Origin of the sequence: Streptomyces mangrovi (assembly GCF_900114215.1) — a bacterium.
Taxonomy (GTDB): domain Bacteria; phylum Actinomycetota; class Actinomycetes; order Streptomycetales; family Streptomycetaceae; genus Streptomyces; species Streptomyces barkulensis.
The window spans coordinates 53891-80323 of record NZ_FOSG01000021.1; the positions used below are offsets into that span (position 1 = coordinate 53891).

General features: G+C 76.2%; 19 protein-coding genes. 14 read left to right on the plus strand and 5 right to left on the minus strand.

All coding sequences use genetic code 11. From position 1 onward, the window contains the following. The first annotated feature begins 6 nt into the window (after window positions 1-6). From BM237_RS23645 to BM237_RS23655, 3 genes are read left to right on the plus strand one after another with little or no spacing between them, the layout of a single operon-like run. Complete coding sequence (locus tag BM237_RS23645) at window positions 7-966, plus strand: dihydrodipicolinate synthase family protein (protein ID WP_093851756.1); 960 nt, start codon at window positions 7-9, stop codon at window positions 964-966. Then, a complete protein-coding gene (locus tag BM237_RS23650; RefSeq protein ID WP_093851757.1) occupies window positions 963-1919 on the plus strand; it encodes an ROK family protein in 957 nt (318 codons plus the stop codon). The genes BM237_RS23645 and BM237_RS23650 overlap by 4 nt, the downstream gene beginning before the upstream one ends. Beyond that, a complete protein-coding gene (locus tag BM237_RS23655; protein ID WP_093851758.1) occupies window positions 1916-2620 on the plus strand; it encodes an N-acetylmannosamine-6-phosphate 2-epimerase in 705 nt (234 codons plus the stop codon). The genes BM237_RS23650 and BM237_RS23655 overlap by 4 nt, the downstream gene beginning before the upstream one ends. Window positions 2621-2803: 183 nt before the next feature. Here BM237_RS23655 and nagB read toward each other — a convergent pair whose 3' ends face one another. Then, window positions 2804-3589, minus strand: a complete 786-nt coding sequence (gene nagB / locus BM237_RS23660) for a glucosamine-6-phosphate deaminase (RefSeq protein WP_093851759.1) — start codon at window positions 3587-3589, stop codon at window positions 2804-2806. A gap of 283 nt (window positions 3590-3872) precedes the next feature. Here nagB and BM237_RS23665 point away from each other — a divergent pair, with 283 nt between their 5' ends. The 8 genes from BM237_RS23665 (at window position 3873) to BM237_RS23700 (ending at window position 19876) form a co-directional block, all read left to right on the plus strand. Then, window positions 3873-5018: a protein kinase family protein gene (locus BM237_RS23665; protein ID WP_093851760.1), complete on the plus strand. Its 1146-nt coding sequence runs from the start codon at window positions 3873-3875 to the stop codon at window positions 5016-5018. Between the two features lie 171 nt (window positions 5019-5189). Next, the gene (locus tag BM237_RS23670) at window positions 5190-6365 is read left to right on the plus strand and encodes a macrolide family glycosyltransferase (protein WP_217655921.1); all 1176 of its coding nucleotides are present in this window, start codon (window positions 5190-5192) and stop codon (window positions 6363-6365) included. 158 nt (window positions 6366-6523) lie between these two features. Further along, complete coding sequence (locus tag BM237_RS23675) at window positions 6524-7378, plus strand: DUF4132 domain-containing protein (RefSeq protein WP_093851762.1); 855 nt, start codon at window positions 6524-6526, stop codon at window positions 7376-7378. Beyond that, complete coding sequence (locus BM237_RS23680) at window positions 7375-12516, plus strand: hypothetical protein (protein ID WP_093851763.1); 5142 nt, start codon at window positions 7375-7377, stop codon at window positions 12514-12516. The genes BM237_RS23675 and BM237_RS23680 overlap by 4 nt, the downstream gene beginning before the upstream one ends. Window positions 12517-12551: 35 nt before the next feature. Further along, window positions 12552-13721: an ATP-binding protein gene (locus BM237_RS23685; protein WP_093851764.1), complete on the plus strand. Its 1170-nt coding sequence runs from the start codon at window positions 12552-12554 to the stop codon at window positions 13719-13721. A 5-nt stretch (window positions 13722-13726) separates the two neighbouring features. Then, a complete protein-coding gene (locus BM237_RS23690) occupies window positions 13727-17389 on the plus strand; it encodes a vWA domain-containing protein (RefSeq protein ID WP_093851765.1) in 3663 nt (1220 codons plus the stop codon). Beyond that, complete coding sequence (locus BM237_RS23695; protein WP_093851766.1) at window positions 17386-19209, plus strand: hypothetical protein; 1824 nt, start codon at window positions 17386-17388, stop codon at window positions 19207-19209. Before BM237_RS23690 ends, BM237_RS23695 begins: the two co-directional genes overlap by 4 nt. 73 nt (window positions 19210-19282) lie before the next feature. Continuing rightward, window positions 19283-19876, plus strand: a complete 594-nt coding sequence (locus tag BM237_RS23700; RefSeq protein WP_093851793.1) for a DUF4291 domain-containing protein — start codon at window positions 19283-19285, stop codon at window positions 19874-19876. A 74-nt stretch (window positions 19877-19950) separates the two neighbouring features. On the opposite strand, the gene BM237_RS23705 is transcribed toward BM237_RS23700, so the two are convergent. The 4 genes from BM237_RS23705 to BM237_RS23725 form a co-directional block, all read right to left on the minus strand. Further along, window positions 19951-21096, minus strand: a complete 1146-nt coding sequence (locus BM237_RS23705) for an RNA polymerase sigma factor (RefSeq protein WP_093851794.1) — start codon at window positions 21094-21096, stop codon at window positions 19951-19953. Window positions 21097-21104: 8 nt separating this feature from the next. Continuing rightward, on the minus strand, window positions 21105-21512 hold the full coding sequence (locus tag BM237_RS23710; protein ID WP_093851767.1) for a YciI family protein: 408 nt from the start codon (window positions 21510-21512) through the stop codon (window positions 21105-21107). Window positions 21513-21992: 480 nt separating this feature from the next. Then, window positions 21993-22628: a response regulator gene (locus tag BM237_RS23720; RefSeq protein WP_093851769.1), complete on the minus strand. Its 636-nt coding sequence runs from the start codon at window positions 22626-22628 to the stop codon at window positions 21993-21995. Beyond that, window positions 22625-23905 carry a sensor histidine kinase gene (locus tag BM237_RS23725; protein WP_093851770.1) on the minus strand — a complete coding sequence of 427 codons (1281 nt, stop codon included), beginning with the start codon at window positions 23903-23905 and terminating at the stop codon, window positions 22625-22627. Before BM237_RS23725 ends, BM237_RS23720 begins: the two co-directional genes overlap by 4 nt. Window positions 23906-24094: 189 nt before the next feature. Here BM237_RS23725 and BM237_RS23730 point away from each other — a divergent pair, with 189 nt between their 5' ends. The 3 genes from BM237_RS23730 (at window position 24095) to BM237_RS23740 (ending at window position 26365) form a co-directional block, all read left to right on the plus strand. After that, on the plus strand, window positions 24095-25195 hold the full coding sequence (locus tag BM237_RS23730) for an ABC transporter permease (RefSeq protein ID WP_093851771.1): 1101 nt from the start codon (window positions 24095-24097) through the stop codon (window positions 25193-25195). Continuing rightward, the gene (locus tag BM237_RS23735; RefSeq protein ID WP_093851772.1) at window positions 25192-25875 is read left to right on the plus strand and encodes an ABC transporter ATP-binding protein; all 684 of its coding nucleotides are present in this window, start codon (window positions 25192-25194) and stop codon (window positions 25873-25875) included. The genes BM237_RS23730 and BM237_RS23735 overlap by 4 nt, the downstream gene beginning before the upstream one ends. A 142-nt stretch (window positions 25876-26017) precedes the next feature. Beyond that, window positions 26018-26365, plus strand: coding sequence for a DUF1330 domain-containing protein (locus tag BM237_RS23740; RefSeq protein ID WP_093851795.1), 348 nt, complete (start codon window positions 26018-26020; stop codon window positions 26363-26365). Window positions 26366-26433: the final 68 nt, after the last annotated feature.

Genomic DNA, 26433 nt, shown 5'->3' on the forward strand with positions numbered 1-26433 from the left:
CCCTATATGTCCTCGTCCCTGCCCCTGCGCGGCGTCGTGCCGCCCGTCTGCACCCCCCTGGACGCATCGGGCGAGGTCGACACCGCCTCGCTCGCCCGGCTCGTCGAACACCTCCTGGACGGCGGGGTGCACGGCCTGTTCGCCCTCGGCTCCAGCAGCGAGGTCGCCTTCCTCACCGACCGGCAGCGGGCGGTGGCCCTGGAGACGGTCATCGAGGCCGTCGCGGGACGCGTCCCCGTGCTCGCCGGTGTCATCGACATGACCACGCCCCGTGTGCTCGCCCACGCGGAGACCGCCCGCGCGGCCGGCGCCGACGCACTGGTGGCGACCGCGCCCTTCTACGCCCGGACCCACCCCGCCGAGATCGCCCGCCACTTCCGCACCGTCCGCGCCCGCGCCGGCCTGCCCCTGTACGCCTACGACCTCCCGGTCTCCGTGCACAGCAAGCTCTCCGTCCCCCTGGTACGCGAACTGGCCGAGGACGGCACGCTCGCCGGCCTCAAGGACAGCAGCGGTGACGAGGGCTCCCTGCGCAGACTCCTCGTCGAACTCGGCGGACGCCACGGCCGGGCCGAGGGCCCGGCCCCCTCCTTCAGCGTCCTCACCGGATCCGAACTGACCGTGGACGCCGCTGTGCTGGCCGGCGCCGACGGCGTCGTGCCCGGCCTCGGCAACGTCGACCCCGCCGGATACGTGCGCCTCTACGAGGCCGCGCGGGACGGAGACTTCGAGCGCGCCGCCGGGGAGCAGGAGCGGCTGGTGAAGCTGTTCGGCATGGTCGAGGCGGGCCCCGAGGAGGAGATGGGCCGCAACTCCTCGGCCATCGGCGCGTTCAAGCACGCGCTGCGGCTGCTCGGGGTGTTCGCCCACGGCACCACCGCCGCCCCGCAGATCCAGCTCAGCGACGCGTCGGTCGCCCTCGTCGAGCAGCGGCTGCGCGAGGCCGGACTGCTCCAGACCCGATGACGGCACCGCATCCCGGCGCCCCGGTGATCGGCCTCGACCTGGGCGGCACGAAGATCGCCGCCGCCCTCGTCGCGGGCGACGGCACCGTCCTGGCCCGGCACACCCTGCCCACCCCGGCGGCCCTGGGCCCCGAGGCGGTGCTGGACGCGCTGGCCGAGGCCTCCCGCGCCGTCCGGACACAGGACGCCGCCGCGATCGGCGTCGCCGCGGCCGGAGTGATCGATCCCGCCTCCGGGACCGTCGTCAGCGCCACGGACACCCTTCGCGGCTGGGCCGGGACCGCCCTGGCCGGCGGCCTCGCCACCCGCACCGGGCTCCCCGTGGCCTGCGACAACGACGTACGGGCCGCCGCCGCCGCGGAACTCGCCGCCATGGACGGCGGTGGCGGGGGCCCCACCCTGGTCTACGCGGCCGTCGGCACCGGCGTCGGCGGCGCCGTCGCCGCCTCGGGACGGGTGCTGCACGGCGCCGCCGGAATCGCCGGGCACCTCGGCCATCTGCCGAGCCCCGAGGCGGACGGGCTGCCCTGCACCTGCGGAGCCACCGGCCATCTCGAGGCGATCGCCGCCGGGCCGGCCATCACCGCCCAGTACACACGGCTGAGCGGCAGCCCGGCCGGCCGTCTGGAGACCGTGGCCGAGCGCGCGGCCCGCCAGGACCCGCACGCGGTCTCGGCCATCACCACAGGCGCCCGGGCGGCCGGCCGCGTTCTGGGCGGCCTCGCCAACGCGCTGGGAGCGCACCGCGTCGTCGTCGGCGGAGGAGTGCCCCGTATCGGGGCGCTGTACTGGGACGTCCTGTGCGCGGCCTTCGCCGCCGAACTCATGCCCCCGCTTCGCGCACTGCGTCCGGTCCCGCCGGGCGGAGGGGACGACGCGGCGGTCCTCGGGGCCGCCGAGCTGACCCGCACGCTGCCCCTGCACCCTCCCCGCACCTCTGGAGCCACGCCATGACCTCGCCCGCGCCCCGGCCCCGGCCCCGGCCCCACGACCTGATCGCCTCCCTCCAGGGCCGTCTGATCGTGTCGTGCCAGGCGCCGCCCGGCGACCCGATGCGCCACACCGGCACCCTCGTGCGCATGGCCCGCGCGGCGCGGGCCGGCGGCGCCGCGGCCGTACGCGTCAACGGACCGGAGGTCGTCGCGGCCACCGTCGCGGCCGTCGGCCTGCCGGTGATCGGGCTGTGGAAGGACGGCGACACCGGTGTCTACATCACCCCGGGCGTGCGCCACGCGCTCGCCGTCGCCGAGGCGGGAGCCGCGATCGTCGCGGCCGACGCCACCGCCCGGCCGCGCCCCGACGGCAGCACCTTCGCCGAACTCGTCGCGGCCGTCCACGGCGCGGGCGCCCTGGTCATGGCCGATGTCTCGACCCTGGACGAGGGGCGGGAAGCGGCCGCGCAGGGGGCCGATCTGGTGTCTACCACCCTGTCGGGCTATGTGGCGGGATCGCCCCGGCAGACCGCGCCGGACCTGCGGCTCGTCGCCGAACTCGCCGCCTCGGTTGACACCCCGGTGGTCGCCGAAGGGCGTATCGCCACACCGCAGCAGGCCGCCGAGGCGCTCGCGGCGGGCGCGCTGAGCGTCGTCGTGGGCACCGCCATCACGGCGCCGACCGCGCTGACCAGGCGCTTCGCCGACGGGCTCGCGGGCTGACCGGAAGTTCCGGGCGCCGGGAGCGGACCTTCGGCGGTCCTTCGCAGGCCCCGGCCGGACCCTCCCCTCCGGCCGGACCCTCCCCTCCGGCCGGGGCCGCACGGCGTGCGGCTTCCGTGACCGGTTCCGCGCCCCCGGTGCGTCCGCGCGGACGCACCGGGGGCGCGGAACCGGTCACGGCCGTCAGAGTCCCTGCCAGTGCGGCTTGGCCTCGTAGGTGGCGCGGAAGTAGTCCGCGAGCTTCAGCCCGGACGCGGCCGCCTCGTCCACCACGACCGTGGCGTGGGGATGCGTCTGCAGCGCGGAGGCCGGGACCATCGCGGACAGCGGCCCCTCGACGGTCTGCGCGACGGCCTCCGCCTTGTTCTCGCCGGTGGCGAGCAGCACCAGATGACGGGCTTCCAGGATGGTGCCGATGCCCTGGGTGATGACGTGGTGCGGCACCTGGTCGATGTCGCCGCCGAAGAAGCGGGCGTTGTCGGCGCGGGTCTGCCGGGTGAGCGTCTTGATGCGGGTGCGGGAGGCCAGCGAGGAGCACGGCTCGTTGAAGCCTATGTGCCCGTCGGTCCCGATGCCGAGCAGCTGGAGGTCCACACCGCCGGCCTCGGCCAGCTCCCTCTCGTACCTCGCGCAGGCCGCCGGGACGTCCCCCGCGGAGCCGTCGGGCCCCATGAAGGACGCCTCGTCCAGCCCGAGCGGCTCCACCACCTCGCGCAGTACCACCGAGCGGTAGGACTCGGGGTGTCCGGCCGGCAGGCCGACGTACTCGTCGAGCTGGCAGATCCGGGCGCGCGAGACGTCCACATCGCCCGCGGCGGCCTTGGCGGCCAGCGCCCGGTAGACGGGCAGCGGTGTCGAGCCCGTGGCCACACCGAGCAGCGCCTCGGGCTTGCGCCGCAGGAGGCCGGCCATGGCCTCGGCGATGATCTCCCCGCCTGCGTCGGCGTCCGGAACGATGACAACTTCCACGCTGGGCCTGCCGATCCAAGAGTGAACATCAGTGGTATAGACCACCATAGCAGGGGGGCGGCTCCGCCCCGTACCCCGCCGCACCCCGCCGCACCCGCGGAACCGGGCGGTGGACGCACGGCATCGCCGTCCGCGGCGGGCGGGCCACCGCCCCCGGTGGGACCGCCCGGGGCTTCGGCCGGACACGGCGGCCCGGTCACCATGCGTAGAGTGGCCGTCGCGGAATCGAGACCGGCGGCCGGCGCCGGGCGCCCGGACGGAGGCAGCGGTGGAGCACCCAGGCATGTCACGCGGTGCGCGTCTGACCGCCCATGGCGCCGTCTCCACGGCCCTGGCCCGGCTCGGCGACCGTGAACTGCGCGAACTGGCGGACGCGGCCGTGCCGCTCGGCTCCGGCATCGGCGGGAAGTCGTCCCTGCTGGAGGTCGCCGGGACCCCGGTCTTCGTCAAACGGGTGCCCCTCACCGGTCTGGAGAGGGAACCCGCGCACTTCCGTTCCACGGCGAACCTGTTCGACCTGCCCGTCTTCTGCCAGTACGGCATCGGTGCCATCGGCGGGCCGGGGTTCGGAGCCTGGCGGGAACTCGCCGTGCACGCCATGACGACCGACTGGGTGCTCACCGGGGAGTACGAGGGTTTTCCCCTGATGTACCACTGGAGGGTGCTGCCGGACTCGACGCCGCTGCCCGCGGAACTGGCCGACGTGGAACGGGCCGTGGCCTACTGGGGCGGCCGACCGCAGGTGCGCCGCCGGATCGAGGCCCTCCGGGATTCCTCGGCGAGCGTCGTGGTCTTCCTGGAGTACATCCCGCGGAACCTGCACCAGTGGCTGGGCGAGCGGGTGGCCGCCGGGGACGAGGCCGCGAACCGGGCCTGCGCCATGGTCGAGAGGGAACTGGCGGCCGGCACCTCCTTCATGGCCGGCCGCGGGCTCATCCACTTCGACGCGCACTTCGAGAACATCCTGACCGACGGCCGGCGTCTCTACTTCGCGGACTACGGCCTCGCGCTCTCCTCCCGGTTCGAACTGTCGCGGGAAGAGGCCGACTTCTTCGAACGGCATCAGACCTACGACCGCTGCTACACCGCCACATACCTGGTGAACTGGCTGGTCACCGCTCTGTTCGGATACCGGATCGAGGACCGCGACGGCCGCCACGCGCTGGTGCGCGCCTACGCCGGGGGCAGACGCCCCACGGGAGTCCCGGAGGAGGCCGCGGCGGCCATCGCCCGGCACGCGCCGGTCGCCGCCGTGATGTCGGACTTCAACCACGAGTTCCGGTACGGCAGCAGGCAGACCCCGTACCCGCTGGAGGAGATCCGGCGGATCGGCGGGACGGGCGTCCCGTCCACCGGCCGGCAGCACGCCCCGGACGGCGGGCGGCGGGCGGCGGTAATCGGGATGCGCCGCAGCCCGGCGGGGGTCTAGGGTCGCGGGCATGTTCTCCTTCCTTCAGATCTACGGCTGACACGGCCGGGGCAGCGCCCCGCCTCCCACCCGCACGCCCGTGCGCACACCGGTTTCCGGGACTCCCGGACGGGCCGGCGTGCGGGCCCGCGGTGTCACCGTCAGCCATGGACCCGAAGTGAGTGATCATCCATGTCCCGTCGCCGTGCCCATATCGCGATGGTCGGCATCCCCGCCGTCAGCCACGTCCTGCCCAGCCTCGCGGTCATCGGCGAGCTGGTGGCCCGCGGCCACCGCGTGACCTACGCCAACGACCCGGCGGTGGCCGGCCTGATCGCGCCCACCGGCGCCGAACTCCTCCCCTGCGCCTCCGGGTTGCCGGTCGCCGACAACGACTGGCCCGACGACCCCATCGCCGCGATGGGCCTCTTCCTCGACGACGCCGTACGGACGCTGCCCCGGTTGCGCGCCGCCTACGATCGCGACCCGGCGGACCTGTACCTGTACGACATCGGCGCCTACGCCGCGCGCGCCCTCGCCGAGTCGCAGGGCCGTCCCCTCATGCAGCTCTCCCCGACGTTCGTGACCTGGGAAGGCTACGGCCAGGAGGTCGCGGCACACCTGTGGCGGCTGCCGGGCGCCGACGCCTACCGGGCCCGGTTCGCGCGGTGGCTCGCCGACTGCGGGGCCTCCACCACCGACGTGGACGCCTTCTCCGGCCGTCCCGCGCACACCCTGGCGCTGATCCCGCGGGCGATGCAGCCGCATGCCGACAGGGTCGACACCACCACGGTGACCTTCGTCGGGCCCTGTTTCGAGATGTCCGCGGGCACGGAGGGCTGGGCCCGTCCCGCGGACGCGGAGAAGGTGCTGCTGGTCTCCCTGGGATCGGCGTACACCCGCAGACCGGAGTTCTACCGCCGGTGCGTCGCCGCCTTCGGCGGCCTGCCCGGCTGGCATGTCGTCCTCCAGATCGGCAGGCACACCGACCCGCGGGAGCTCGGCGCCCCGCCCTCCAACGTCGAGGTGCGCTCCTGGGTCCCACAGCGGGCGATCCTGGAACAGGCCGACGCCTTCGTCACCCACGCCGGTATGGGCGGCTGCAACGAGGGTCTGCTGGCAGGGGTTCCGATGATCGCCGTGCCGCAGGCCACCGACCAGTTCATGAACGCCGACCGGCTCGTGGAGCTGGGCGTGGCCCGCCGCATCGACACCGCGGAGGCCACCGCCGAGGTCTTGCGTGCGGCTTTGGAGGAGCTGGTCACCGATCCGGAGGTCGCCCGCCGCTCGGCGCTGCTGAGCGCCGCCGCACGGGCCGGGGGCGGCACCCGGCGCGCCGTCGGCCTCATCGAGGAAATGCTGACCTGACCTGCGCGTACGGCGGCAGGGGTGACGGCGCGGAACCTCACCGCCCGTCACCCCTGCCGCTTCGCCCGCACCCGGCCGGAGCCGTGCGTCGGCACCGTTGTCAGCGGCCTGCCCTACAGTTCCCGTCACTTGATCACTGCGGGTGCGGGGAGGCACGTATGGGGTGGGTGTCGGCCGGCGGCTACGAGGTCGCCCTCGACGACGGAAAGGTGGTGTGCCGCAACTCGGCCGGGCGGCGGCTGAAGTCCGTACCGCCGAAGATCGCCGACGATCCGGCGGTGGTGGGACTGCGTCAGCTCGCCGAGTGGCTGGAGCGGCACGAGCGGCAGTGCCTGGCCGATGTGGAGCGGTGGATGGTGCGCTCGCTGCCGGTGCCGTTCGCGGTCCTGGCGCGGGTGTGGCCGGATCCGGCCTGGCGGGCCGCTCTGCGCGACTTGGTGGTCACGGGGGCGGACGGGGAGGTGGCCGGGTTCCTGCGGGACGCCGATCCCGAGCGCGGCCTCGGTGTGGTCGACCTCGACGGCGACACCGTCCGCCTCACCCCCGATCTGGTCCGCCTGCCGCATCCGGTGCTGTTGGAGGAGCTGGAGGAGTTGCGCGAGTTCGCCGTCGAGCTGGGCGTCGAGCAGCGTGCCCAACAGCTCTTCCGGGAGGTGTGGCGCCGGCCCGCGGCACTGGACGCCGAGGCGACCTGCGTCGAGGACTACGCGGGCGGCGTCTTCAAGGAGCTGAGATTCCTGCACGGGCGGGCCGCCCAGCTGGGCTACCGGGTGCGCGGCGGCCACGCGGTGTGCTCCGTTCTGGAGGGCGGCCGCGGTGTCGAGGCCCGGGTGTGGGTCGGCGACTACGACGGCTACGAGGAGACGGAGACCGGTTCCCTGGTCTTCACCGACCCGGCCGGCCGGGTGCTGAAGCTGGGTCAGGTCGGGCCGGTGGCCTGGTCGGAGGGCATGCGTATGGCGGCCGCGCTGTACGCCGGGCGTGACATCGAGGACGAGGAGCGTGCGGCATGACGGCGTACGACGGCGCCGCATACGGCGCGTACGACGGCATCACCTACGACACCTACGACGAGGCCGCCTGCGCCGCGCTGCTGGAGGCCGGCGCCGTGCTGCCGGTGGGCACCACGGACCGGGAGGACGCCGACGCCCTCACCGTCCGCGCCTACACCCATCCCGCGCTGGACGAGCGCAGGATCGTGAGGCTGGTGCCGGGCACGCTCGGCGAGGCCGAGGATCTCGCCCTGGACTTCCTCGGGCTGGTCCGGGAGCCGGAGACCCCCGAGGTCGGGCAGGTGCGCCGGGAGACCCTGGGCTTCCCCGCGTGGGCACTGGTCAACGACCCGGCGAACGGCCACCACGCGCTGGCGCTGGTCAAGGACGTCGAGCGGCTCGCCCGGCAGGCCAAGTCCCGCCCCGGTGCGGCGAAGGAGGGCTTCGAGGAGCTCGGCGAGCGGCTCGGCCGGGCCGTGCCGCACTTCCTGCCCACCTTCTACGAGCAGGCCGCCCGCGTCTTCCTCCGGCACGAGAACACCACCTACGCGGCGACCTTCTTCGGTAAGGCCCGCGAGGCGGAGCGGGTGCACGCGCTGCCCGTGGACGAGGATCGGCAGCGGGCGGTGTTTTTGGAGTTCGCCTTCGCCGGGGCTCTGACGGTCAAGGCGCTCAAGGAGCATGTGAAGGCCCTCGCGGCGCGGCTGGCCCCGGCCGGGGCGTGGGCGCAGTTCCGGCAGCTGACCGTGGAGCGCTGCGCGGCGGGCATGCCGCCGTACGCCTCCCTGCCGCAGGACGCGCGCCGTCTGATCAGGGCGGCGGGGCTGGACCAGGTCGCCGAGGAGTGCGCCCTGGTGGGGGATCTGCTCGCGTCGCCCGCGGCGGTACGGGCTCCCGCGTCCTTCTGGAACGCCTACCGGGCCACGCTGACCGTCCTGGCCGGGCAGCGGCCCGCCGTACGGGCCCGGCTGCTGGAGATCATGCCGGCCGGGCTGGGCCGCTCCACCGAGGACGACGAGTTCTGGCTGGCGCTGCTCGCCGAGACCGGCGCCGACCGGCTGCTGACGGGCGAGGCCGGGGCGGACGGAGCGGAGGCCGACGCGGGCGGGGCCGACGCGGCGGACTGGCTCGGCCGCTGGGCGCTGCACCGCAAGCACGGCTCGTCCGTCAGCGGCCGCTCACCGGCCACCCTCGCCCTCGTGGAGCGCATGGCACCGCGTCTGCGCGCCCAGGGCCGCCCCGTGGACCTCTTCACCGGCCGCTGGAACGCCGGCGCCGACCTCGACCTGCTGGACCTGTGCGTGGCGCGGGGCGTACCGCTGACGCTGCCGGAGGCCCGCAAGGGCGCCCTCCTCCCGGTCGACCGGTGGCTGCGGGACACCCGGACCGGGCGGCGGGACCTGACGGCCGTCGCGGCCGACCCGCGCTGCCGGCGCCTGCTGTACCACTCCGTGGGGAATCTGAGCGGCCACCGCCTCGGCGCCGGGCTGCTGGAGGAGCTGGCCGGGCACCCCGTACTCGCCGACGTGCTGCGCGAGTGGCTGGACGACGCGGCCGGGGAACTGGCCGCCGCGGCCGGCCTGCCCGCCGCACGCGCGGCACTGGAACGGCTGCGCCCGTTCCAGGCGGTCGCCGCCCGAGTCGGCCCGCGGGCCGTCGCCGGGGCCGCCGCGTTCGACGCCACACCGCTGCTGGGCCGCACCCTGCGCGCCGGCATCCTGGACGAACTGGGCTGGCCCGCCCTGGAGGAGGCGCTGCGGCGCCTGGACGAGCAGACACGGACCGGGCGCGACCGTGACGACACGCTCGCCGTCCACGAGGCCTGGCCGGCGCTGATCCTCTCCCGCCGGCACAAGGCGATCGTCGTGGGCCCCGAGGACATCCTGCTGGAGCACGACCTGCGGCTGCCGGTGGAGCCGGACCGCTGGAACCGCCCGTCGTTCCGCTACACCGATGGCGAACTGCTCGTGATGTGGCGGCAGGACGGCAAGCAGCACGGCTACTGGTCGGCCCGCCCCACCGAGGTGTTCCCGCTCGGCGGGGAGAGGCTCCCGCACTGGTACGGCGGCAGCGACGCGGGCGAGACCTCCATCCCCCTGCCGGGCGGCGGCCGCGCCACCGGCGGGCGCGCCCTGCACGCCGGCGACACGGTCCTGCCGCCCGGCCGCCCCGTACTGGGGGACGGCACCTCCTACTGGCGCCAGGGCCACCAGGGACGGCAGCAGGTGTGGCTCGAGTACGACCCGGTCACCGGCACCCACGGGCGCGCCTCGCTGCCCGCCTTCCTGCGCTCCGGCATCCGCGACGGAGCCACCCTGCTCCAGCAGCACTGCGCCGTGCTGCCCCTCCAGCCCGGCCTGGAGCACAGCCCGCTGGGCACCGACGGCACGGTCCTGGGCCGCTGGGTGCGCACCGAGGGCGAGGGCGGCCGGGCCCGCACCACCGCCGGTACGCCGGACGGCCGGACCGTCACCCTGCCGGCGGCGGACGGCAGGACGCCGGGCGTTCCGCTCGGCGCGCTGCGGTTGCCCGGCGGCGCCGAGCCCGTCCTCGTCGCCCAGTACCGCCGCATAGCCCTGTACGCCGGCGGTGACAACGGCAGCGGGTGGGAGTCGGGCCAGGTGACTCCGCTGGAGCGGGGCGGCGAGTTCGCCGCCGGCACGCGGCTGGTCCCGCCGGCCGACTTCTGGCACGCGCTGCGGCCCCGCGACGAGGGCTCCTCGGCGGTCCTGCGGGCGCTGAGCGACGAGCAGGCCGGTGAGCTGCTGCGCGCCGGGGCCCGGGCGCTGGCGGAGCGGGACGCGGAGATCAAGGCGGCGTTCAGGGCGGCGGCCGTACCGGCGAAGGCGGCCGGCGGCCTGCGGGCCGGGCCGCGGAGCACCGCGGGGGCCGGTGCGGGCGAACCCGCCGGTCCGACCTCCGACGAGGTGCTGCGGAAGGCCGTCTCGCGCATTCTGCCCTCCCTCACCGAGCCCCGCCTGCTCGCCGGCGTCGCCGGCCACGTACACGCCGCACTGCGCCTGGCGGGGTCCGTCGCCGCCTTCGTGTCGCCCCCGGCCGAGCCGACCGGGGCGGAGCGCAGACGCGCCGAGGGCATGTTCGCCGACTACAGCCCCGAGGACGGCGACGACCAAACGCTGCGCGAGGCGGTCATGGGTCTCGTCACGCTGTACGGCTGGTGGGGCGGCGGGCAGTCCTGGAGCGCGCTGCGCCAGATACGCGCCGTGAACCGCGTCCTGTCCGGCGAGCCCGCCGACGGCAGGCCCCTGCCCGAGTCCGCCCGGCTCGCCGGGTCCGCCGGCGGGTGGCGCAGTGAGGACCTCACCGTCCCGGGCGACGGCGTGGTGTGGCTGCCCGTGCTGGACATGCTGCGTCCGCTCGCCTACCGCGCCGCCTCCCCGGCCCTGCCCGAGGCGCACCGCCGGGCGCTGCTGCTGCTGTTCGAGGCGGTCGCGGAGGGACCGCTGGCCGCACCCGGGGGTGCGCTGCGCGAGATCGTGCTGAGCGAACCGCATAACGGGCAGAGGCGCACCGGCCAGGTGCTGCGCCGGGACGGCCGCACCGTCGTCATCCTGCGCTGCCAGGGCGTCGACCACCATCGCGGCGGGCATATCAGCTGGCTGGCGCTGGAGTACGACCCGGCCGGTTCGTTCGGCGCGGTCGCGCACTTCGTGCTGAGGGAGGAGAGCGCTCACCCACCGGTCTTCCCCGCGGAAGCGCTGACCGCGGTGACCGGGCTGATCCGGGACAAGGGTCCCGCGCCCTGGCGGCCGGAGGCGCCCGCCGCCCTGGCCACCGCGACACGGGGCGGCGTGGGCCCCGTGCAGGCGACTCTGCTGCTGGCCGGGAAGCCGTCGCGGCTCACCGGCGAGGCGGCCGCCGTCACCGCGCTGAAGCCGCGGCAGAAGAAGCTCGGCGACGCGCTGCTGGAGTCGCTGGAGCCCGGCGATCTGACGGCGCTCGCCGGCGCGCTGCTACCAAAGGACCCCGGCGACCTGTGGACGTCCGGGCCGGACACGGACGCGGCGGGCCGGGTGTGGGCCGAGCGCCTGGCCGATTTCGTCCGCCTGCCCGAGGACACAGCCGAGGAGTTCCTCCTGTCGGGTCTGCCCGCCGATTCCGCCGAGGGGGTGCTCAACCCGCACCGCACCCCCTGGCTCAGCCGCACCACTGTGCAGCGGCCCGACAGGGACGGCAATCTGGTGGCGGAGGATCCCGCGGCGCTGCCCGGACGGTACGACCTGGCACACGCCGTGACCGCCCTGGCCGGTCTCTCCTACCAACTGCCGTACGGGCACCCGCTGCGCTCCGCCCTGCCGGAGGGGCTGGCCGCGCTGCGCCGCCGCGTCGCGGACCCGGGTCTGCTGCTGGACCTGGGCCTGTCGTGGGCGCAGAAGGGCTCGCCGTCCGCCGTCGAGCTGCGCAGGGCGTACGGGCTGCCCGCCACCGGCGGCGCGGGCGCGCGCGGTCTGACGGATGTGGGCGAGGCGCTGGTGCTGTGCCCCGGGTACGGCGGCCAGGAAGCCGTCCTGCTCCGCCCGAGCGGCCTCACCGGCGCGGACGACCCCGTGTTCGGGCTGCTCGAGGGGATCGTCGGACCGGACCGGGGCGAGGGCCTGCGGGCGCTGCGGATCCTCCTCGGCGACGGGCTCGCCCGCGCCCTGACGGCCGGAGCCGGTTCCGAGGAGCCCGCCGGGTACGCCCAGGACCCGACCGCCGCCGTGCCCGAACTGGTCACCGAGGTCGCCGAGACCCACGGCATGGGCCGGGACGCGGCGGCGCTCTACCTGCAACTGCTGGCCCTGCCCGATCCGACGGACCGCAACCGCGCCCGCTGGACGGGCTGGAAGCCCGCCCGTATGAAGAAGGCCCGCGCCGAACTGGCGGCCACGAACCTGGTCGTCGAGGCGAAGCGGGCACGCGCCGGGCGCAACCTCTTCCTGCCGTGCGGCTGGCTCGACCTGAAGTCGCCCGCGCTGCCGGTGGAGATCTGGAAGCAGGGCCTGTACCCGGTCCCCGACCGCTCCCGCGCGGTGCCCCTGGTGCCGGTGCCCGAGCTGTTCGAGCGCGCGTGGGACCGTGTCCGCGCCGGTGACGCCCCGGCCTACGAGGAACTCACCACCCGCGCCACCCGTGCCGGCCGCAAGGGCCGCCGATGACCACCGCCCGCCCCCACCCGGAAGAAACAACGCCCATGACCACCACCCTCCCTTCCGCACCGGCCCGTCAGATCGTCCCGCCCGAGGAGCGGTACGCGACCGAGCTGGCCTTCCTCGCCGCGTACGACGGCGGTCCGCGCCCGCCCGCCTGGCGGCTCACCCCGCGCGCGGTCGTCACGTTCGTCATGGGCAGCGGGGGCGCCGCCCTGAAGCTGCCCGACGGCGCCGAGGCCCCCGAGGGGGTGCCGCGCCGCCTGGTGGTCGAGGGCAAGTTCGTCGGCGACCGCGCCCTGGTCGAGCGGTGCGTGGTGACCCTCGCCGGGGAACGCGGCCTGCTGCTCGTCGGCGAGCCCGGCACCGCCAAGTCGATGCTGTCGGAGCTGCTGGCCGCCGCCGTGTGCGGCACCAGCGGCCTGACCGTGCAGGGCACGGCCGGCACCACCGAGGACCAGCTCAGGTACGGCTGGAACTACGCGCTGCTGCTGGCGCAGGGGCCCAGCCGGCAGGCGCTCGTGCCCTCCCCGGTGCTGACCGCCATGTCCCGGGGCGCCGTCGCCCGCGTCGAGGAGGTCACCCGCTGCCTGCCCGAGGTGCAGGACTCCCTGGTGTCGCTGCTCTCGGAGCGGCGGATCGCCGTCCCCGAACTGGCCGGCACCGAGGACGCCCTGGCGCACGCGGCGCCCGGCTTCACCCTCATCGCCACCGCCAACCTCCGCGACAAGGGCGTCTCCGAGATGTCCGCGGCCCTCAAACGCCGCTTCAACTTCGAGACGGTCGGCCCCATCGGGGACCTGGAGGCGGAGACCGCGCTGGTGCGCGGCCAGGCGCGGGCGTCCGTGGAGCGGGCCGGGGCGCCGTTCCGGGTCGACGACGCCGTGCTGGAGGCCCTGGTCACCGCCTTCCGGGACCTGCGCGAGGGCCGTTCGGCGGAGGGCTGGGAGGTGGAGCGGCCCTCCACGGTGATGTCCACCGCGGAGGCGGTGTCCGTGGCCGGGGCGCTGGCTCTGGCGGCGGCGTACTTCCCCGGCGACCGGGACGTGCTCTCCCTGCTGCCGGGCCATCTGCTCGGCGTGGTCCGCAAGGACGATCCCGCCGACGCCGCCCGGCTGCGCGGCTACTGGGACGGCCCGGTGCGCCGCCGCGCCGAGCAGGGGTCGGCCACCTGGCGCACCCTGTGGGACCTGCGCACCGTCCTGGAGGGCTGACGGCCGTGTCCCTCTCCCACGGGGCCGCCCCCGTCTCCCCCGCCCCGGTCGGCTCCCCTTTCCCCGGCAACCCTGCCGCGCCGGCCCCGCCCGGCGAGGTGCTCGCCGCCCTCACCGGCCCGTCCGCGCCCTACCTCGTCGGCGTACGGCACCACGCGCCCTCCCTGGCCGCCGCCGTGCCCGCGCTGCTGGACGATGCGGAGCCGGACGTGCTGCTGGTCGAGCTGCCCGCCGAGATGCAGCGGTGGCTGCCCTGGCTGGGGCACGAGGAGACACGGGCCCCGGTGGCGCTGGCCGCCGCCCCCTCGGACGGGAGCGGCGGCGGGGGGCCGGCGTTCTACCCCTTCGCCGACTTCTCGCCCGAGCTGGCCGCCGTGCGCTGGGCCACCCGGCGCGGTGTCGAAGTGGTCGCCTGCGACCTGCCGCTCGCCGACCCCGCGTGGGCCGGGGGGCGGCGGGCCGAGGAGGGGCGGACCGGCGGGCCCCGTCTCGCCGCCGCCCTGCGGGCCCGGCTGACGGGCCGCGCGGGGGACGACCTGTGGGACCGGCTCGTCGAGGCGACCGCTCCCGGCTCCCCGCCCGAGGCCCTGCGCCGGGCCGCCCTGCTCACCGGGTGGGCGCTGCGTGAGGACGCGGCTGCCTCGGGCGGCGTACCGGAGCTGGACCTGCGCCGCGAGCGCTGGATGCGGGCCCGGCTGGCCGAGGCCACCGCACACGGTCGGCGGGCCGCCGTGGTGGTCGGCGCGTTCCACGCCCCGGCGCTCGTGGAGCAGGAGGCCGAACAGGAGCGCGGCGGGGAGGCCGGCGTCGGGGAGGCCGGGACGGCCGCCGGCGCGGGGCGGCCCGCCTGGACCACCTCCCTGATCCCCTACACCTATGCCCTCCTCGACGAGCGGTCCGGCTACCCGGCGGGCATCCGGGATCCTCAGTGGCAGGACATGGTTCTGCACGCGGCGGGTGACCCGGCCGCACTGGAGGAGGCCCTGACGCGGGCGGCCGTGCGCGTCTGCGGCGAACTGCGGAACCTGGGGCACCCCTCGGGCCCCGCCGACGCGCGGGAGATAACCCGGCTCGCCTCGGACCTCGCCCGGCTGCGCGGCCTGCCCGCCGCGGGCCGCGGGGAGCTGGTCGAGGCCGTGCAGGCGGTGCTCGCGCAGGGTGAGCCGTACGGGCGTGGGCGGGCCGTGGCGCGGGCGATGGAGCGGGTGCTCGTCGGCACGCGCGGCGGGCGTCCCGCCCCGCGGGCACCGCGCAGCGGCCTGGCTCCCGCGGTCGAGGCCGAGGTGGCGCGGCTGGGCCTGCCCGGCCCCTCCTCCGGCGGCCCCGGCCCCACGCGGGAGATGCGGCTGGACCCGCTGCGCTCCGACCTCGACCGCCGCCGTGAACTGCTGCTGCGACGGCTGGCGGTGTGCGGGGTGCCCTACGGCGAGGCCGGACAGGTCGTGGGCGCGGGCGGCGCCGAGGCCCTCACCTCCCGCTGGGAGGTGAGCTGGACGCCCGCCACGGAGGCCGTGCTGACCGCGGCCGGCGCACGCGGGGTCACCCCCGCGCAGGCCGCCGAGGGCGTGTTGCGTGAACGGCGGCGCCTGGAGCGCGAGGAGGGCGGGCCGACGGCCGCGCAGACCCTCGAGGGGCTCCGGCAGGCGGCGCAGTGCGGTCTGGCCGGGCTCGCGGACGAGCGGCTCGCCGAGGTCGCCGACGTCCTGCCACGGGCCGGCACCCTGCCGGAGCTGCTGGCCGGACTGGCCCTGCTGGACCGGCTGCGGGCCGGCCATGTCCCGGGACTCGGCGCCGAGAGCGGCCGTGAGGCCCGGGCGGCGGCCGCCGCGGAGCCGCTCACGGCGGCGGCTGTGCGGCAGGTGGACGGCCTGACCGGCTCCGAGGACCCGGCCGACGCCCGCGCCCTGCTCGAACTCTCCTCCCGGGCCGACCTGCTGGGCGGCATCCGGCTGTCCGGCGCCCTGGCCCGCCTGGCCGCCGACGGCTCCCCCCTGATGCGCGGCGCCGCCGCGGCCGTGCGCGTCCTGCTCGGGCACGAGGACGCGCGGGCCCTCGGCGACCGCGTGGCCTCCTGGGTCGACGGGGCCGGCGATCCCGGCTCCCGCACCGCGCTCACCGCACGGCTCGGCGGGCTGCTGACCGCCGCAGGCCCGCTGCTGGAGGCGGCGCCGCCCGCCCTGGAGCCCCTGCTCGACCGGGTGGCCGAGCTGCCCGACCGGGCGTTCCTCGACCGGCTCCCCGCGCTGCGCGGCGGCTTCGACACCCTCAGCCCCGCGGCCCGCGACCGCCTTCTCTCGGCCGTCGAGGAGCGTCTGGGCACCACGCGTGTCGCCGACACCGGCGGCGTCGATCCGGCAGCCCTCGCCGCCTGGGCCGAGGCGGACCTCGCGGCCCGCGAGACGCTGCGCTCGTGGGGACTTCCGCCCGGGCCGGACGGAGCCCCGGCGAAGGACGCCCCGGAGGGCGCCGCCCCCGGGTCCGCGCCGGGGGCCCCGGCGGCCGACGGCGTCTGCGGGACCGCCGCACCCTCCGTACCCTCCGTGCTCCCGGCCGGGGACCGCCTCCTCGCCCCCGCGGACCGCTGGCGTCTCCTGCTGGGCCGCCGCACCGACCGGCTGCCGCCCTCCGCCGCACCGCTGGCGACCGCGCTGGACGAGCTGTACGGCAGCGGTCGCGGTGAGGGCAGCCGGGGCGAGCTCGCCGGCCCGGCGGGAGGCGGCGGGCGGGAGGCCCCGTATCCAGGGGTGCGGGAGTGGTCCGAGGAGCTGGCCGCGCTGTTCGGGCCGGGCATCCGGGAGGAGGTGCTGGCGGCGGCCGCCGAGGCGGGCCGCCGGGACGTCCTGGCGGAGCTGGACGCGGAGGCCGTGCGGCCCTCGGTGGACCTGCTGCGCACCGTGCTGCGGCACGCGGGCGGGCTGCCCGAGGCCCGGCTGGCCGCGCTGCGTCCACTGGTGCGGCGGCTGGTCGAGGAACTGACCCGGCAGCTGGCCACCCGTCTGCGGCCCGCACTGCACGGCGCGTCCCTGCCGCGTCCGGGCAGACGCCCCGGTGGAGCCCTGGACCTGCCCCGCACGCTACGGGCCAACCTGGCCACGGCCCGCCGCGGCCCGGACGGCACGGTGCGGGTGATCCCCGAGCGTCCGGTCTTCCGCGCCCGGGGGCGCCGGGCCGCCGACTGGCGGCTGGTCCTGGTCACGGATGTGTCGGGGTCCATGGAGGCGTCCACGGTGTGGGCCGCGCTGACCGCCTCGGTACTGGCCGGGGTGCCGACGCTCTCCACCCACTTCCTGGCCTTCTCCACCGAGGTCGTAGACCTCACCGGGCACGTGGACGACCCGCTGTCGCTGCTGCTGGAGGTCAGCGTGGGCGGCGGCACCCATATCGCCGCGGGGCTGCGGCACGCGCGCGAGCTGGTCACCGTGCCCTCGCGCACCCTCGTCGTGGTCGTCAGCGACTTCGAGGAGGGCTATCCGCTCGGCGGCCTGCTCGCCGAGGTCCGCGCGCTGGTCTCGGCCGGCTGCCACGTCCTGGGCTGCGCGAGCCTCGACGACACGGGCCGGCCCCGCTACTCCACGTCGGTCGCCGGTCAGCTCGTCGCCGCGGGCATGCCCGTCGCCGCCCTCAGTCCGCTCGAACTCGCCCGCTGGGTAGGGGAGAAGATCTCATGAGCCAGGACCTTCCTCCGGTCGCCCCGTCCGTCACCGCCGAACTCGTCGCGGCGCTCCCGCCCCGGCTCCGCAAGCGGCTGGACGCCGGTGTCGCCAAGCTCGCCGCGCGGCCGGCCGTCCGTGAGGGCGACACCGTGCGGATCGCCGTCGACGACGAGACCGACATCGTCCTGCACGCTCCCGGCGGAACGGTGACCGGGGCGGACGCGATCCGCTGCGGATGCCTGCTGGCCCCCGGCTGCCTGCACCGCGCGGCGGCGGCCTCGGCCGCGCCGGTCGCCGACGAGACCCCGGCCCCGGGGCCCGCCGGGGCCCCGGAAGCGCGGGGGGAGGCAGGGACGCGGGGCGATACGGGACCGGCGGCGCGGACGGGTCGGGCGGAAGGAATCGGAACCGAGGCCGCCACCGCCGGGCAACGCGCCGCCGCACAAGCGGTGTTCGACGCGGCCGCCGCCGTCCTGGAGGCCGGTGCGGACGGCGCCGGCGCGGTACTCCAGGCGGAGCTCCTGCGCGCCGCGCACACCGCCCGGCTCGCCGGCCTCCCACGAGCCGGCGCCGCGGCGGTCTCCGTGGTCACCGGGGTGCGCGCGGCCCGCTCCGCCGACCCCGGCCACCGCCTCGCCGGTCTCGCCGGCGCGCTGGCCGACACCCTGGGCACCGCCCACCGCCTCCCGCACGCCACCGGCCCGGAGCTGGCCCGACTGCGCGGCAGAGCCCGGCAGCCGTACCGCCCGGACGGCTCCCTGCGCCTGTACGGGCTCTTCTGCGAGCCCGTCCTCACCGCGACCGGCTACGCGGGCGCGGTCACCTGGACCGCCGACGCGGACGGGCGCCTGTACACGGTGTCGGACGTGGCGCCGGGCGGACCCGCCCGGGCGACCGGCGCCGCCGACCGGGCCGTGCGGATCGGCGACACCGCCCTGACCCACCGCGAGCTGTCGCGTGCGGGTCTGGCCGTGTCCGGCGCCACCGTCTCCCCGACGGGCCGTCTGGGCGCGGGGGCCGGGGTGCGGGCGGTCCGCGCATCCGGCGCCACTTGGCGTGCCGAACCGCTGGAGAAGCTGTGGGCCGTGCCCGCCGCCGAGCAGGTGGCCCGGGCGCTGGACGGCGGACAGGACCTGCTGTTCCTCGAAGTGGCCGTCACCGGCACGGTGCGGGAGGCGGCGGGCGACTGCCTGCTGGCCGACTGCGCGGGCCTCACCCTGCGGCTGGCCACCGCCCACGACGATCCCGCCCTCCCCTGCCGCGACAACCTCCGTCTGCTCGCCGCCGCCGGGGACGGCCGGCGGCGGATCGTCGCCCGTCTGGTGCCCGGACCGCTGCCCCGCGCCCTGCTGCTCGCCACCGAGCACCCCTGCGACCCCGGCGCCCGGGTGGACCTCGGCCTGGACCGCCTCCAGCACGCGGACCTGCCCGCCGGGGCGGTCGCACCACAGCCCTCCGCCGTACCCGCCGGGGACCGCGACGCCGCCGCCCCGCTGCACCTGCTGCGCCGCCGTGTCCACCAGGCGGTGTCGGGAGGCCGCCGTGTCCTCGCCTTCGCCGGGGGCGGGTCGGGTGACGGCGGCCGGCTGCGCCGTCTCGGCCTCGCCACGGGGGCCGATCTCCTGGACGGCCTCCACGCCGCCGCCGCGGACCGCTCCCGCGACGCCTTCGGCCGCCTGCTCCCGGCCGACACCGGCCGTTTCGCCCGCGCCTGGCTGGCCGCCGCCGTCTATCTCGACACCGTGGAGCGGGCGTTGTGCGTGAACGCGTGGGAGACCGCCGCGGCCGGTGCGTCCTCCCCGGATCCCGCCCGATCCGCGGCGGCGGGGCCGTGAGCCGGAGCCCGGCGGCGGGGCCGGTCCGGTAATTCGGTGGCCCCGACCGCGGCGGGCACCGAACCTGGTCACCGTGACAGAGCCCAGACACCGGATCCGCGCCCTCCACACCGCCTCGACGGTGACCGTGTACCAGGCGTACGCGCCGGGGATCGGCGTGCCCGCCGCCCGGGACGGACGCTTCCCCGCAGCGTGGAAGAGGGACCGGATGACGTGGATCAAGCCGTCGTTCCTGTGGATGATGTACCGCTCCGGGTGGGGCACCAAGGACGGTCAGCAGACTGTCCTCGCCGTCGAGATCACCCGCGAGGGCTTCGAGTGGGCCCTGGAACACGCCTGCCTGAGCCACTACGAACGCGGGCTGCATCCCGACCCCGCCACCTGGAGGCGTCAGCTGAAGCGGGCTCCTGCCCGGGTCCAGTGGGATCCCGAACGCGATCTGTACCTGCGGCCGCTGCCCCATCGCTCCCTGCAGCTCGGCCTCACCGGCGAGGCGGCGCGCAGGTATGCGGACGAATGGACGGTCTCCATCACCGACGTCACCGCGCTCGCGCACGCGGTTCACGCCCATGTGCGGGACGGGGCGCTGGAAGCCGCCCGGCGGCTCCTGCCCGTGGAACGCCCCTGTCCCGTGGACGGCGGTCTGCCGGCCCGTCTGCGCGCCTGACCGGGAGCCGGTCGGGACGATGAGGTGCCTCGGCGGGCCCGGGACGGTCCGGACGCGGCCCGCCGATGGCCTCGTCAGCGGCTACGGCGGGCGTTGAGCCGGGCGGCCCGGCGCGTCAGGTGGTCGCGTTCGGCGAGGCTGGGGGCCTTCCCGGCCGCCTCGGCGTACAGCCGTGCCGCCGTCGCCGTATCGCCGTCGCGCTCGTGGAGGTATGCAGCCACCGCGGCGTGGCGGGGCAGGGAGTCGTCCAGCGCGGCGAGCGCCGCCAGGCCGGCGCGCGGGCCGTCGGCCTCGCCGACGGCCACCGCGCGGTTGAGTTCGGCGACCGGATTGCCGGTCAGGCGCACGAGTTCGTCGTACCACTGGACGATCTGCGCCCAGTCGGTCTCCTCGACGGTGGGCGCATCCGCGTGCAGCGCCGCGATGGCGGCCTGGGCCTGGAACTCGCCCGGCCGACCGCGGGCGAGGGCCGCCTGCAGGATGTCCACACCCTCGGCGATCAGTTCGGTGTCCCACCGGCCGCGGTCCTGCTCGGCGAGCGGCACGAGGCTGCCGTCGGGTGCGGTCCGGGCGGCGCGCCGGGCGTGGTGGAGCAGCATGAGGGCGAGCAGCCCGGCCACCTCCGGGTGGTCGACGGCCGCCGCGAGCCGCCGGGTGAGCCGGATGGCCTCGGCCGCGAGGTCGACGTCGCCGGAGTAGCCCTCGTTGAAGACCAGGTAGAGGACGCGCAGCACGGTGGCTACGTCGCCGGGCCGGTCCAGGCGTACACCGGCCACGGTGCGCTTGGCCCGGCTGATCCTCTGCGCCATGGTCGCCTCGGGCACCAGATACGCCCGGGCGATCTGGCCGGTGGTCAGTCCGCCGACGGCACGCAGTGTGAGCGCGACCGCGGACGACGGTGTGAGCGACGGGTGGGCGCACAGGAAGTAGAGCTGGAGGGTGTCGTCCACCGCGGGCGCCGGCCCGGGCCCCGGTTCCCGCTCGATCCGCTCCTCGCGCCGGTGGCGGGCGGCGTCCGCCCGGGTCGCGTCGAGGAACTTGCGCCAGGCCACGGTGACCAGCCAGCCCTTCGGGTCCCGCGGCCGGTCGGCCGGCCGGACGCGGAGCGCCTCCAGAAGTGCTTCCTGCACGGCGTCCTCGGCCGCCGCGAAATCGGCTCCGCGGCGGCCGAGGATCGCGAGCACGCCCGGTACGAGGCTACGGAGCAGCGCCTCGTCCACCTGGGGGGTCATTCCGTGGTGGGGGGATGTGCGGTCAGGAACGGGCGCACCTCGAGCCACTCGTGGATGGGCTTCCCGCCCGATCCGGGGGCGGCCGACAGTTCCCCGGCCAGCTCGACGGCGCGCTCACGGCTGTCGACGTCGATCACCATCCAGCCGGCGATGAGGTCCTTGGTCTCGGCGAAGGGTCCGTCGGTGACCGGAGGGCGTCCCTCGCCGTCGTACCGGACGAAGGTCCCCTCGGGTGCGAGCGCCTGGCTGTCCACGAACTCGCCGGTCCTCTCGAGCCGGGCCGCGAAGTCCTGCATGTACCGCACGTGGGCCGAGATCTCCTCCGGCGTCCACCGGTCCATGGGCACGTCATTGACCGGGGCGGGGGCGCCGCGGTAGTGCTTGAGCAGCAGGTACTTGGCCATCGTGTCTCTCCTCGGTGCCGGTGCGGCCCATTGTGGCCGCGCTCACCCCGGGGACGGAGCCGGCCGCGGGTTCTCGACATCACCGCGCGGGATTTTTCGACTCGTGCGGACGAACCCGGACGAGCCCTCCCGCCGCACCCGGGCCTCGTGCCGTGGCCCTGGACAGCGTGCCCCCGCACTCGGCGGGCATGGCGAGCGCCACGACCAACACGCTGCGCGGTCTCGGCTTCGTGCTCGGCGCGGTCGTGCTCGGCCCGGTCGCCACTACCGGTCGACTCCTTCGGCGTGTCCGGCGGCTCCCTCCGCGGCGGCTTCCCTCACGGGAGATGAGTGCGTGGTCAAAATGTGTCTCCTGGTGAACGGGCGGCAGATCGTGGTCGGCGTGCACGGCCCGGGCGCCGGCGCGCACGTGAGGGAGGCGGCCGCCGGAAGTGTTCGGGGCCCGGTGCGGGCCCGGTACGCGGCCGACGGCACCGTCCGCTACCGCCGGATGAGGCCGAGTTCGGTGGCGGTGGCGACGGCGGCGGTGCGGGACTCGACGCCGAGCTTGGCGTAGACACGGGCCAGATGGGACTTGACGGTCCCCTCGGTGAGATGGAGCCGGGCGCCGATGGCCTGGTTGGACAGGCCCTCGGCGACCAGGGCGAGCACCTCGGTCTCCCTCCGGGTCAGGGCGGTGCCGGGGGTGCGCAGCCGGTTCATCAGCCGGTCCGCGACGGCCGGGGCCAGCGTGGTGCGGCCCGCGGCGGCGGTGCGCACGGCGGCGGCCAGCTCCTGGGGCGGGGCGTCCTTGAGGAGGTAGCCGGTGGCGCCGGCCTCGATGGCGGGGAGGGTGTCGGCGTCGGTGTCGTAGGTGGTGACGATCACCACCCGGGGCGCCGGCGGGCGGGCGGTGATCGCGGCGGTGGCCTCGGCCCCGTTCATCCCCCCTCCGAACTGGAGGTCCATGAGGACGACGTCGATGTCTCCCCCGGCGGCACGGGCGACGGCGGCCTCGGCGGTGGCGGCCTCGGCCACCACCTCGATGCCAGGTTCGGTCTCCAGTACGGCGCGCAGCCCCGCCCGTACCACGGGGTGGTCGTCGGCCAGGAGCAGGCGGATGGCGGGATCGGTCACGGGCGTGCCTCGGGTGAGGGATCGGGCACGGGATCGGGGTCGAGGCCGGACGGGAGTCCGAGGCCGGGTCCGGGCCCGGTGCCGCCGGGCCGGTCCAGGGGCAGCCGGGCGGTCAGGACGGTGCCGCGGCCGGGAGCGGAGGCGACGGTGAGCTCCCCGCCGAGGGCGTGTGCGCGGGCGCGCATGGCGGCCAGTCCGAACCCGCCGGTCTCCGGGTCGGGGGCGGGCAGGCGGGCGGGGTCGAAGCCGCGTCCGTCGTCGGCGATCTCCACGGTGACATGGTCGCCGAGGAGGCCGAGGGTGACCTCGGCGGTGGTGGCCCCGGCGTGGCGGACGGTGTTGGACAGCGCCGACTGGGCGATCCGCAGCAGCGCGACCTCGTGCGCGGTCGGCAGCGGCAGAAGGTCGCCGGTGACACGGAGACGTACGGCGATCCGGTGGTGGGCACCGGTGGTGGCGCACAGGCGTTCCAGGGCTCCGGCCAGGGTGGTGCCCTCCAGGGCGGGCGGGGCGAGGGCGGCGACGAAGCGGCGGGCCTCGGCGAGGTTGTCGACGGCGCTCCGGCGGGCCTGGTCGACATGGCGGGCGGCGGTCTCCGGCGCCCCGGGCAGGGCCCGCTCCGCGGCCCGCAGCAGCAGCTGGATGCTGGTCAGGCCCTGGGCGAGGGTGTCGTGGATCTCGCGGGCCAGGCGTTCGCGCTCGGCCAGCACACCGGCGGTGTGCTGGGCCGCGGCCAAATCGGCACGAGTGGCGGTGAGCTCCTCGATCAGGTGCCTGCGCCGCTCGCTCTCCCGGTACAGGGCCTGATACCCCCACGCCACCGCCACCGCCACGGCGGCGCCGAGGGACGGCCCGATCGCCATCGCCGCGCCGAAGGAGCCCTGGTGGGCTGCGTAGCCGCCGGTGGCGGCCGCCGCGGTGGCCGCCACGGCGACCAGGCCGGCGCGGCGGGGCAGCAGATGGAGCTGGAGGAAGTACAGCGGGAACGCCACCCACACCCCGTCCGCGGAGAGGGCCAGCAGCACCAGCCAGGCGGCGTCCACGGCGGCCAGCCACAGCGCGGCGGCCCGCCGCGAGCGGCCGACCCGGGGCAGCAGCGGGCCGGCCGCGTACACCAGGCCGCACACCACCGCCGCCGCGACGATCGCCGCGGCGTGCGGGCGGCCGTCGGCCACGGCCCGCCCGGCGGCGAGTGCGAGCAGCCCGACGACCAGCAGATGCAGGCACCAGGTCAGTGCCCGGGCGGTGGGGGTCGGGGCGGGGACGGCGGTGTTCACAGTCCTTCCATCCTAGGGAGGCGGCCCCCGGCCGGGCCTCTGTCGAAAGTTGGAACCGGCACACCGCCTTTCGGTCCGCCGATTGCCACCCTGGGCCGGATGCCGGCCCCGGGGGCGGCGGCCGAGGGTGGGGGCACACCGTTTTCCCTGGGTTTTCCCCTGGTGTCATCCGAAAGGGCCGGCCGCACCGTGTTCGTAGCGTGGAGAGACCTGAAGTTCGCCAAGGGGCGCTTCGCCCTGATGGGCGCCGTCATCGTGCTGATCACCCTGCTGGTCGGACTGCTGTCCGGCCTGACCGCCGGCCTGGGCCGGCAGAACGTCTCCGCGATCACCTCCCTGCCCGCCGACGCGATCGCCTTCGCGGCGCCGGACGAGGGCGGGGAGCTGTCGTACGCGGACTCCACCGTCACCGAGCGGCAGTGGCGGCGGTGGGCCCGGACGCCCGGCGTGAGCGGCGCCGAGCCGCTGGGCATCACCACCACGAAGGCGGCCACCGGCGAAAGGAGCACCGGGGTGTCCGTCTTCGGTGTCCGCTCCGGCTCCGCCCTCGCCCCCGGCGGCGACAGGCTCGGCAGCGGACTCGACGGCGACGCGGCGGTCCTGTCCGCCACCGCCGCGCACGATCTCGGCCTCGCGGTGGGCGACGCCTTCACCCTCGCCGGGCGGCGGGCGACCGTCGCCGCCGTGAGCGGTGACGCCTTCTTCAGCCACACCCCGGTGGTCTGGACCGGCCTCGGCCTCTGGCGGGAGATCACACCCCCCGCGGGCGGGGCCGACGGGCCGGCGGCCACCGTCATCGCCCTGAACACCACCTCCGCCGCCGACGTCGAGGCCGCCGACCGGGCGGCGGGAACGAGGACGGTCGCCCGGGACGACTCGCTGTCCGCGATCGGCTCCTACGCCTCCGAGAACGGCTCCCTGCAGCTGATGCGCGGCTTCCTGTTCGTGATCTCCGCCCTGGTCGTCGGCGCCTTCTTCACCGTGTGGACCATCCAGCGCAGCGGTGACATCGCCGTCCTGAAGGCTCTGGGCGCCTCGACCGCCACCCTGCTGGGGGACGCGCTCGGCCAGGCCCTCGTCCTGCTGGCCGGCGGCACCCTGATCGGCACCGGGGCGGCCGCGGCCGCCGGTTCCCTCCTCTCCGGCATGGACGTCCCCTTCCTCCTCACCCCCGCCACCGTCCTCGTCCCGGCCGCCGTGATGACCGCGCTCGGGGCGCTCGGGGCCGTCCTGTCCATCCGCCGCATCACCTCCGTCGATCCGCTGACCGCCCTGGGGAGCGCCCGATGAGCCTGCACCTGACCGACGTCACCCTGACCTACCCCGACGGTGACTCCCGCCTGACCGCCCTCGACGGGGTCACCCTGGAGGTGCCGGGGGGCAGCATCACCGCGGTCGTCGGCCCCTCGGGCTCGGGCAAGTCCAGCCTCCTGGCGGTCGCCGCCACCCTCATCGCCCCCGACCGCGGCACCGTCGCCGTCGACGGCACCACGACCACCGGCATGACCCGCGCCGACCTCGCCGGGCTCCGCCGCCAAAAGATCGGCATCGTCTTCCAGCAGCCCAACCTGCTGCCCTCCCTCACCGCCGCCGAACAGCTCCAGGTCATGGCACGGATCGACGGACGCCCCCCGGCCAAGGCCCGCGCCCGGGCCATGGAACTGCTCGACGCCGTCGGCCTGGCCGACCGGGCCGGCCGGCGCCCCCATCAGCTCTCCGGCGGCCAGCGCCAGCGCGTCAACATCGCCCGCGCCCTGATGAACGACCCCACCGTGCTCCTGGTCGACGAGCCCACCAGCGCCCTGGACCACGAACGCGGCGCCGCGGTCGTCGACCTGATCACCCGCCTCACCCACCGGCAGGCCGCCGCGACCGTCCTGGTCACCCACGACCGCGCCCACCTCACCGCGGTCGACCGGGTCGCCGAGATGCACGACGGCCGCCTGCGCCTGCCCTCCGCGGCCCGGTAGGCCGCACGTCCCCGCCCGCGCGGCACGGCGCGGGCGGGGACGTGCCGCGCCGGGGGCGATGACCCGGCGGGTCATCGCCCCCGGCGCGTCCGGGTGCCAGGATCGTCCGCGTACGGAAGGCCCGGCCGACCGGAAGGACACCATGACCGCCTACGCCATAGCCCATCTGCGGGAAGCGACCCCCCACCCGGAGATCGCCGAGTACATCGAGCGCATCCCCGCCACCTTCGAGCCCTACGGCGGCCGCTTCCTGGTGCACGGCACGCAGCACGAGGTGAAGGAGGGCGACTGGCCCGGGCACGTCGTGATGATCGGCTTCCCCGGGATCGCGGAGGCACGGGCCTGGTGGGACTCACCGGCCTACCGGGAGATCGCACCGCTGCGCTCCCGGCACATCGCCGGCGACATCATCCTGGTCGAGGGCGTTCCCGAAGGGTACGACCCGGCCGCCACCGCACAGGCGCTGCGGCAGGCCCTGTCCGCCGGATGAGCCGGGCGGGCCGGGCGGGCGGGCCGGGGTGGCCGGGAACCGGTCAGGATTCGAGAAGCGGAGTCACG

Coding starts and splice junctions, on each gene's coding strand:
- BM237_RS23650 (WP_093851757.1), top strand. CDS start 963: ATGACGGCACCGCATCCCGGCGCCCCGGTGATCGGCCTCGACCTGGGC.
- BM237_RS23685 (WP_093851764.1), top strand. CDS start 12,552: ATGACCACCACCCTCCCTTCCGCACCGGCCCGTCAGATCGTCCCGCCC.
- BM237_RS23680 (WP_093851763.1), top strand. CDS start 7,375: ATGACGGCGTACGACGGCGCCGCATACGGCGCGTACGACGGCATCACC.
- BM237_RS23740 (WP_093851795.1), top strand. CDS start 26,018: ATGACCGCCTACGCCATAGCCCATCTGCGGGAAGCGACCCCCCACCCG.
- BM237_RS23695 (WP_093851766.1), top strand. CDS start 17,386: ATGAGCCAGGACCTTCCTCCGGTCGCCCCGTCCGTCACCGCCGAACTC.
- BM237_RS23675 (WP_093851762.1), top strand. CDS start 6,524: ATGGGGTGGGTGTCGGCCGGCGGCTACGAGGTCGCCCTCGACGACGGA.
- BM237_RS23665 (WP_093851760.1), top strand. CDS start 3,873: ATGTCACGCGGTGCGCGTCTGACCGCCCATGGCGCCGTCTCCACGGCC.
- BM237_RS23735 (WP_093851772.1), top strand. CDS start 25,192: ATGAGCCTGCACCTGACCGACGTCACCCTGACCTACCCCGACGGTGAC.
- BM237_RS23670 (WP_217655921.1), top strand. CDS start 5,190: ATGTCCCGTCGCCGTGCCCATATCGCGATGGTCGGCATCCCCGCCGTC.
- BM237_RS23710 (WP_093851767.1), bottom strand. CDS start 21,512: ATGGCCAAGTACCTGCTGCTCAAGCACTACCGCGGCGCCCCCGCCCCG.
- BM237_RS23645 (WP_093851756.1), top strand. CDS start 7: ATGTCCTCGTCCCTGCCCCTGCGCGGCGTCGTGCCGCCCGTCTGCACC.
- BM237_RS23655 (WP_093851758.1), top strand. CDS start 1,916: ATGACCTCGCCCGCGCCCCGGCCCCGGCCCCGGCCCCACGACCTGATC.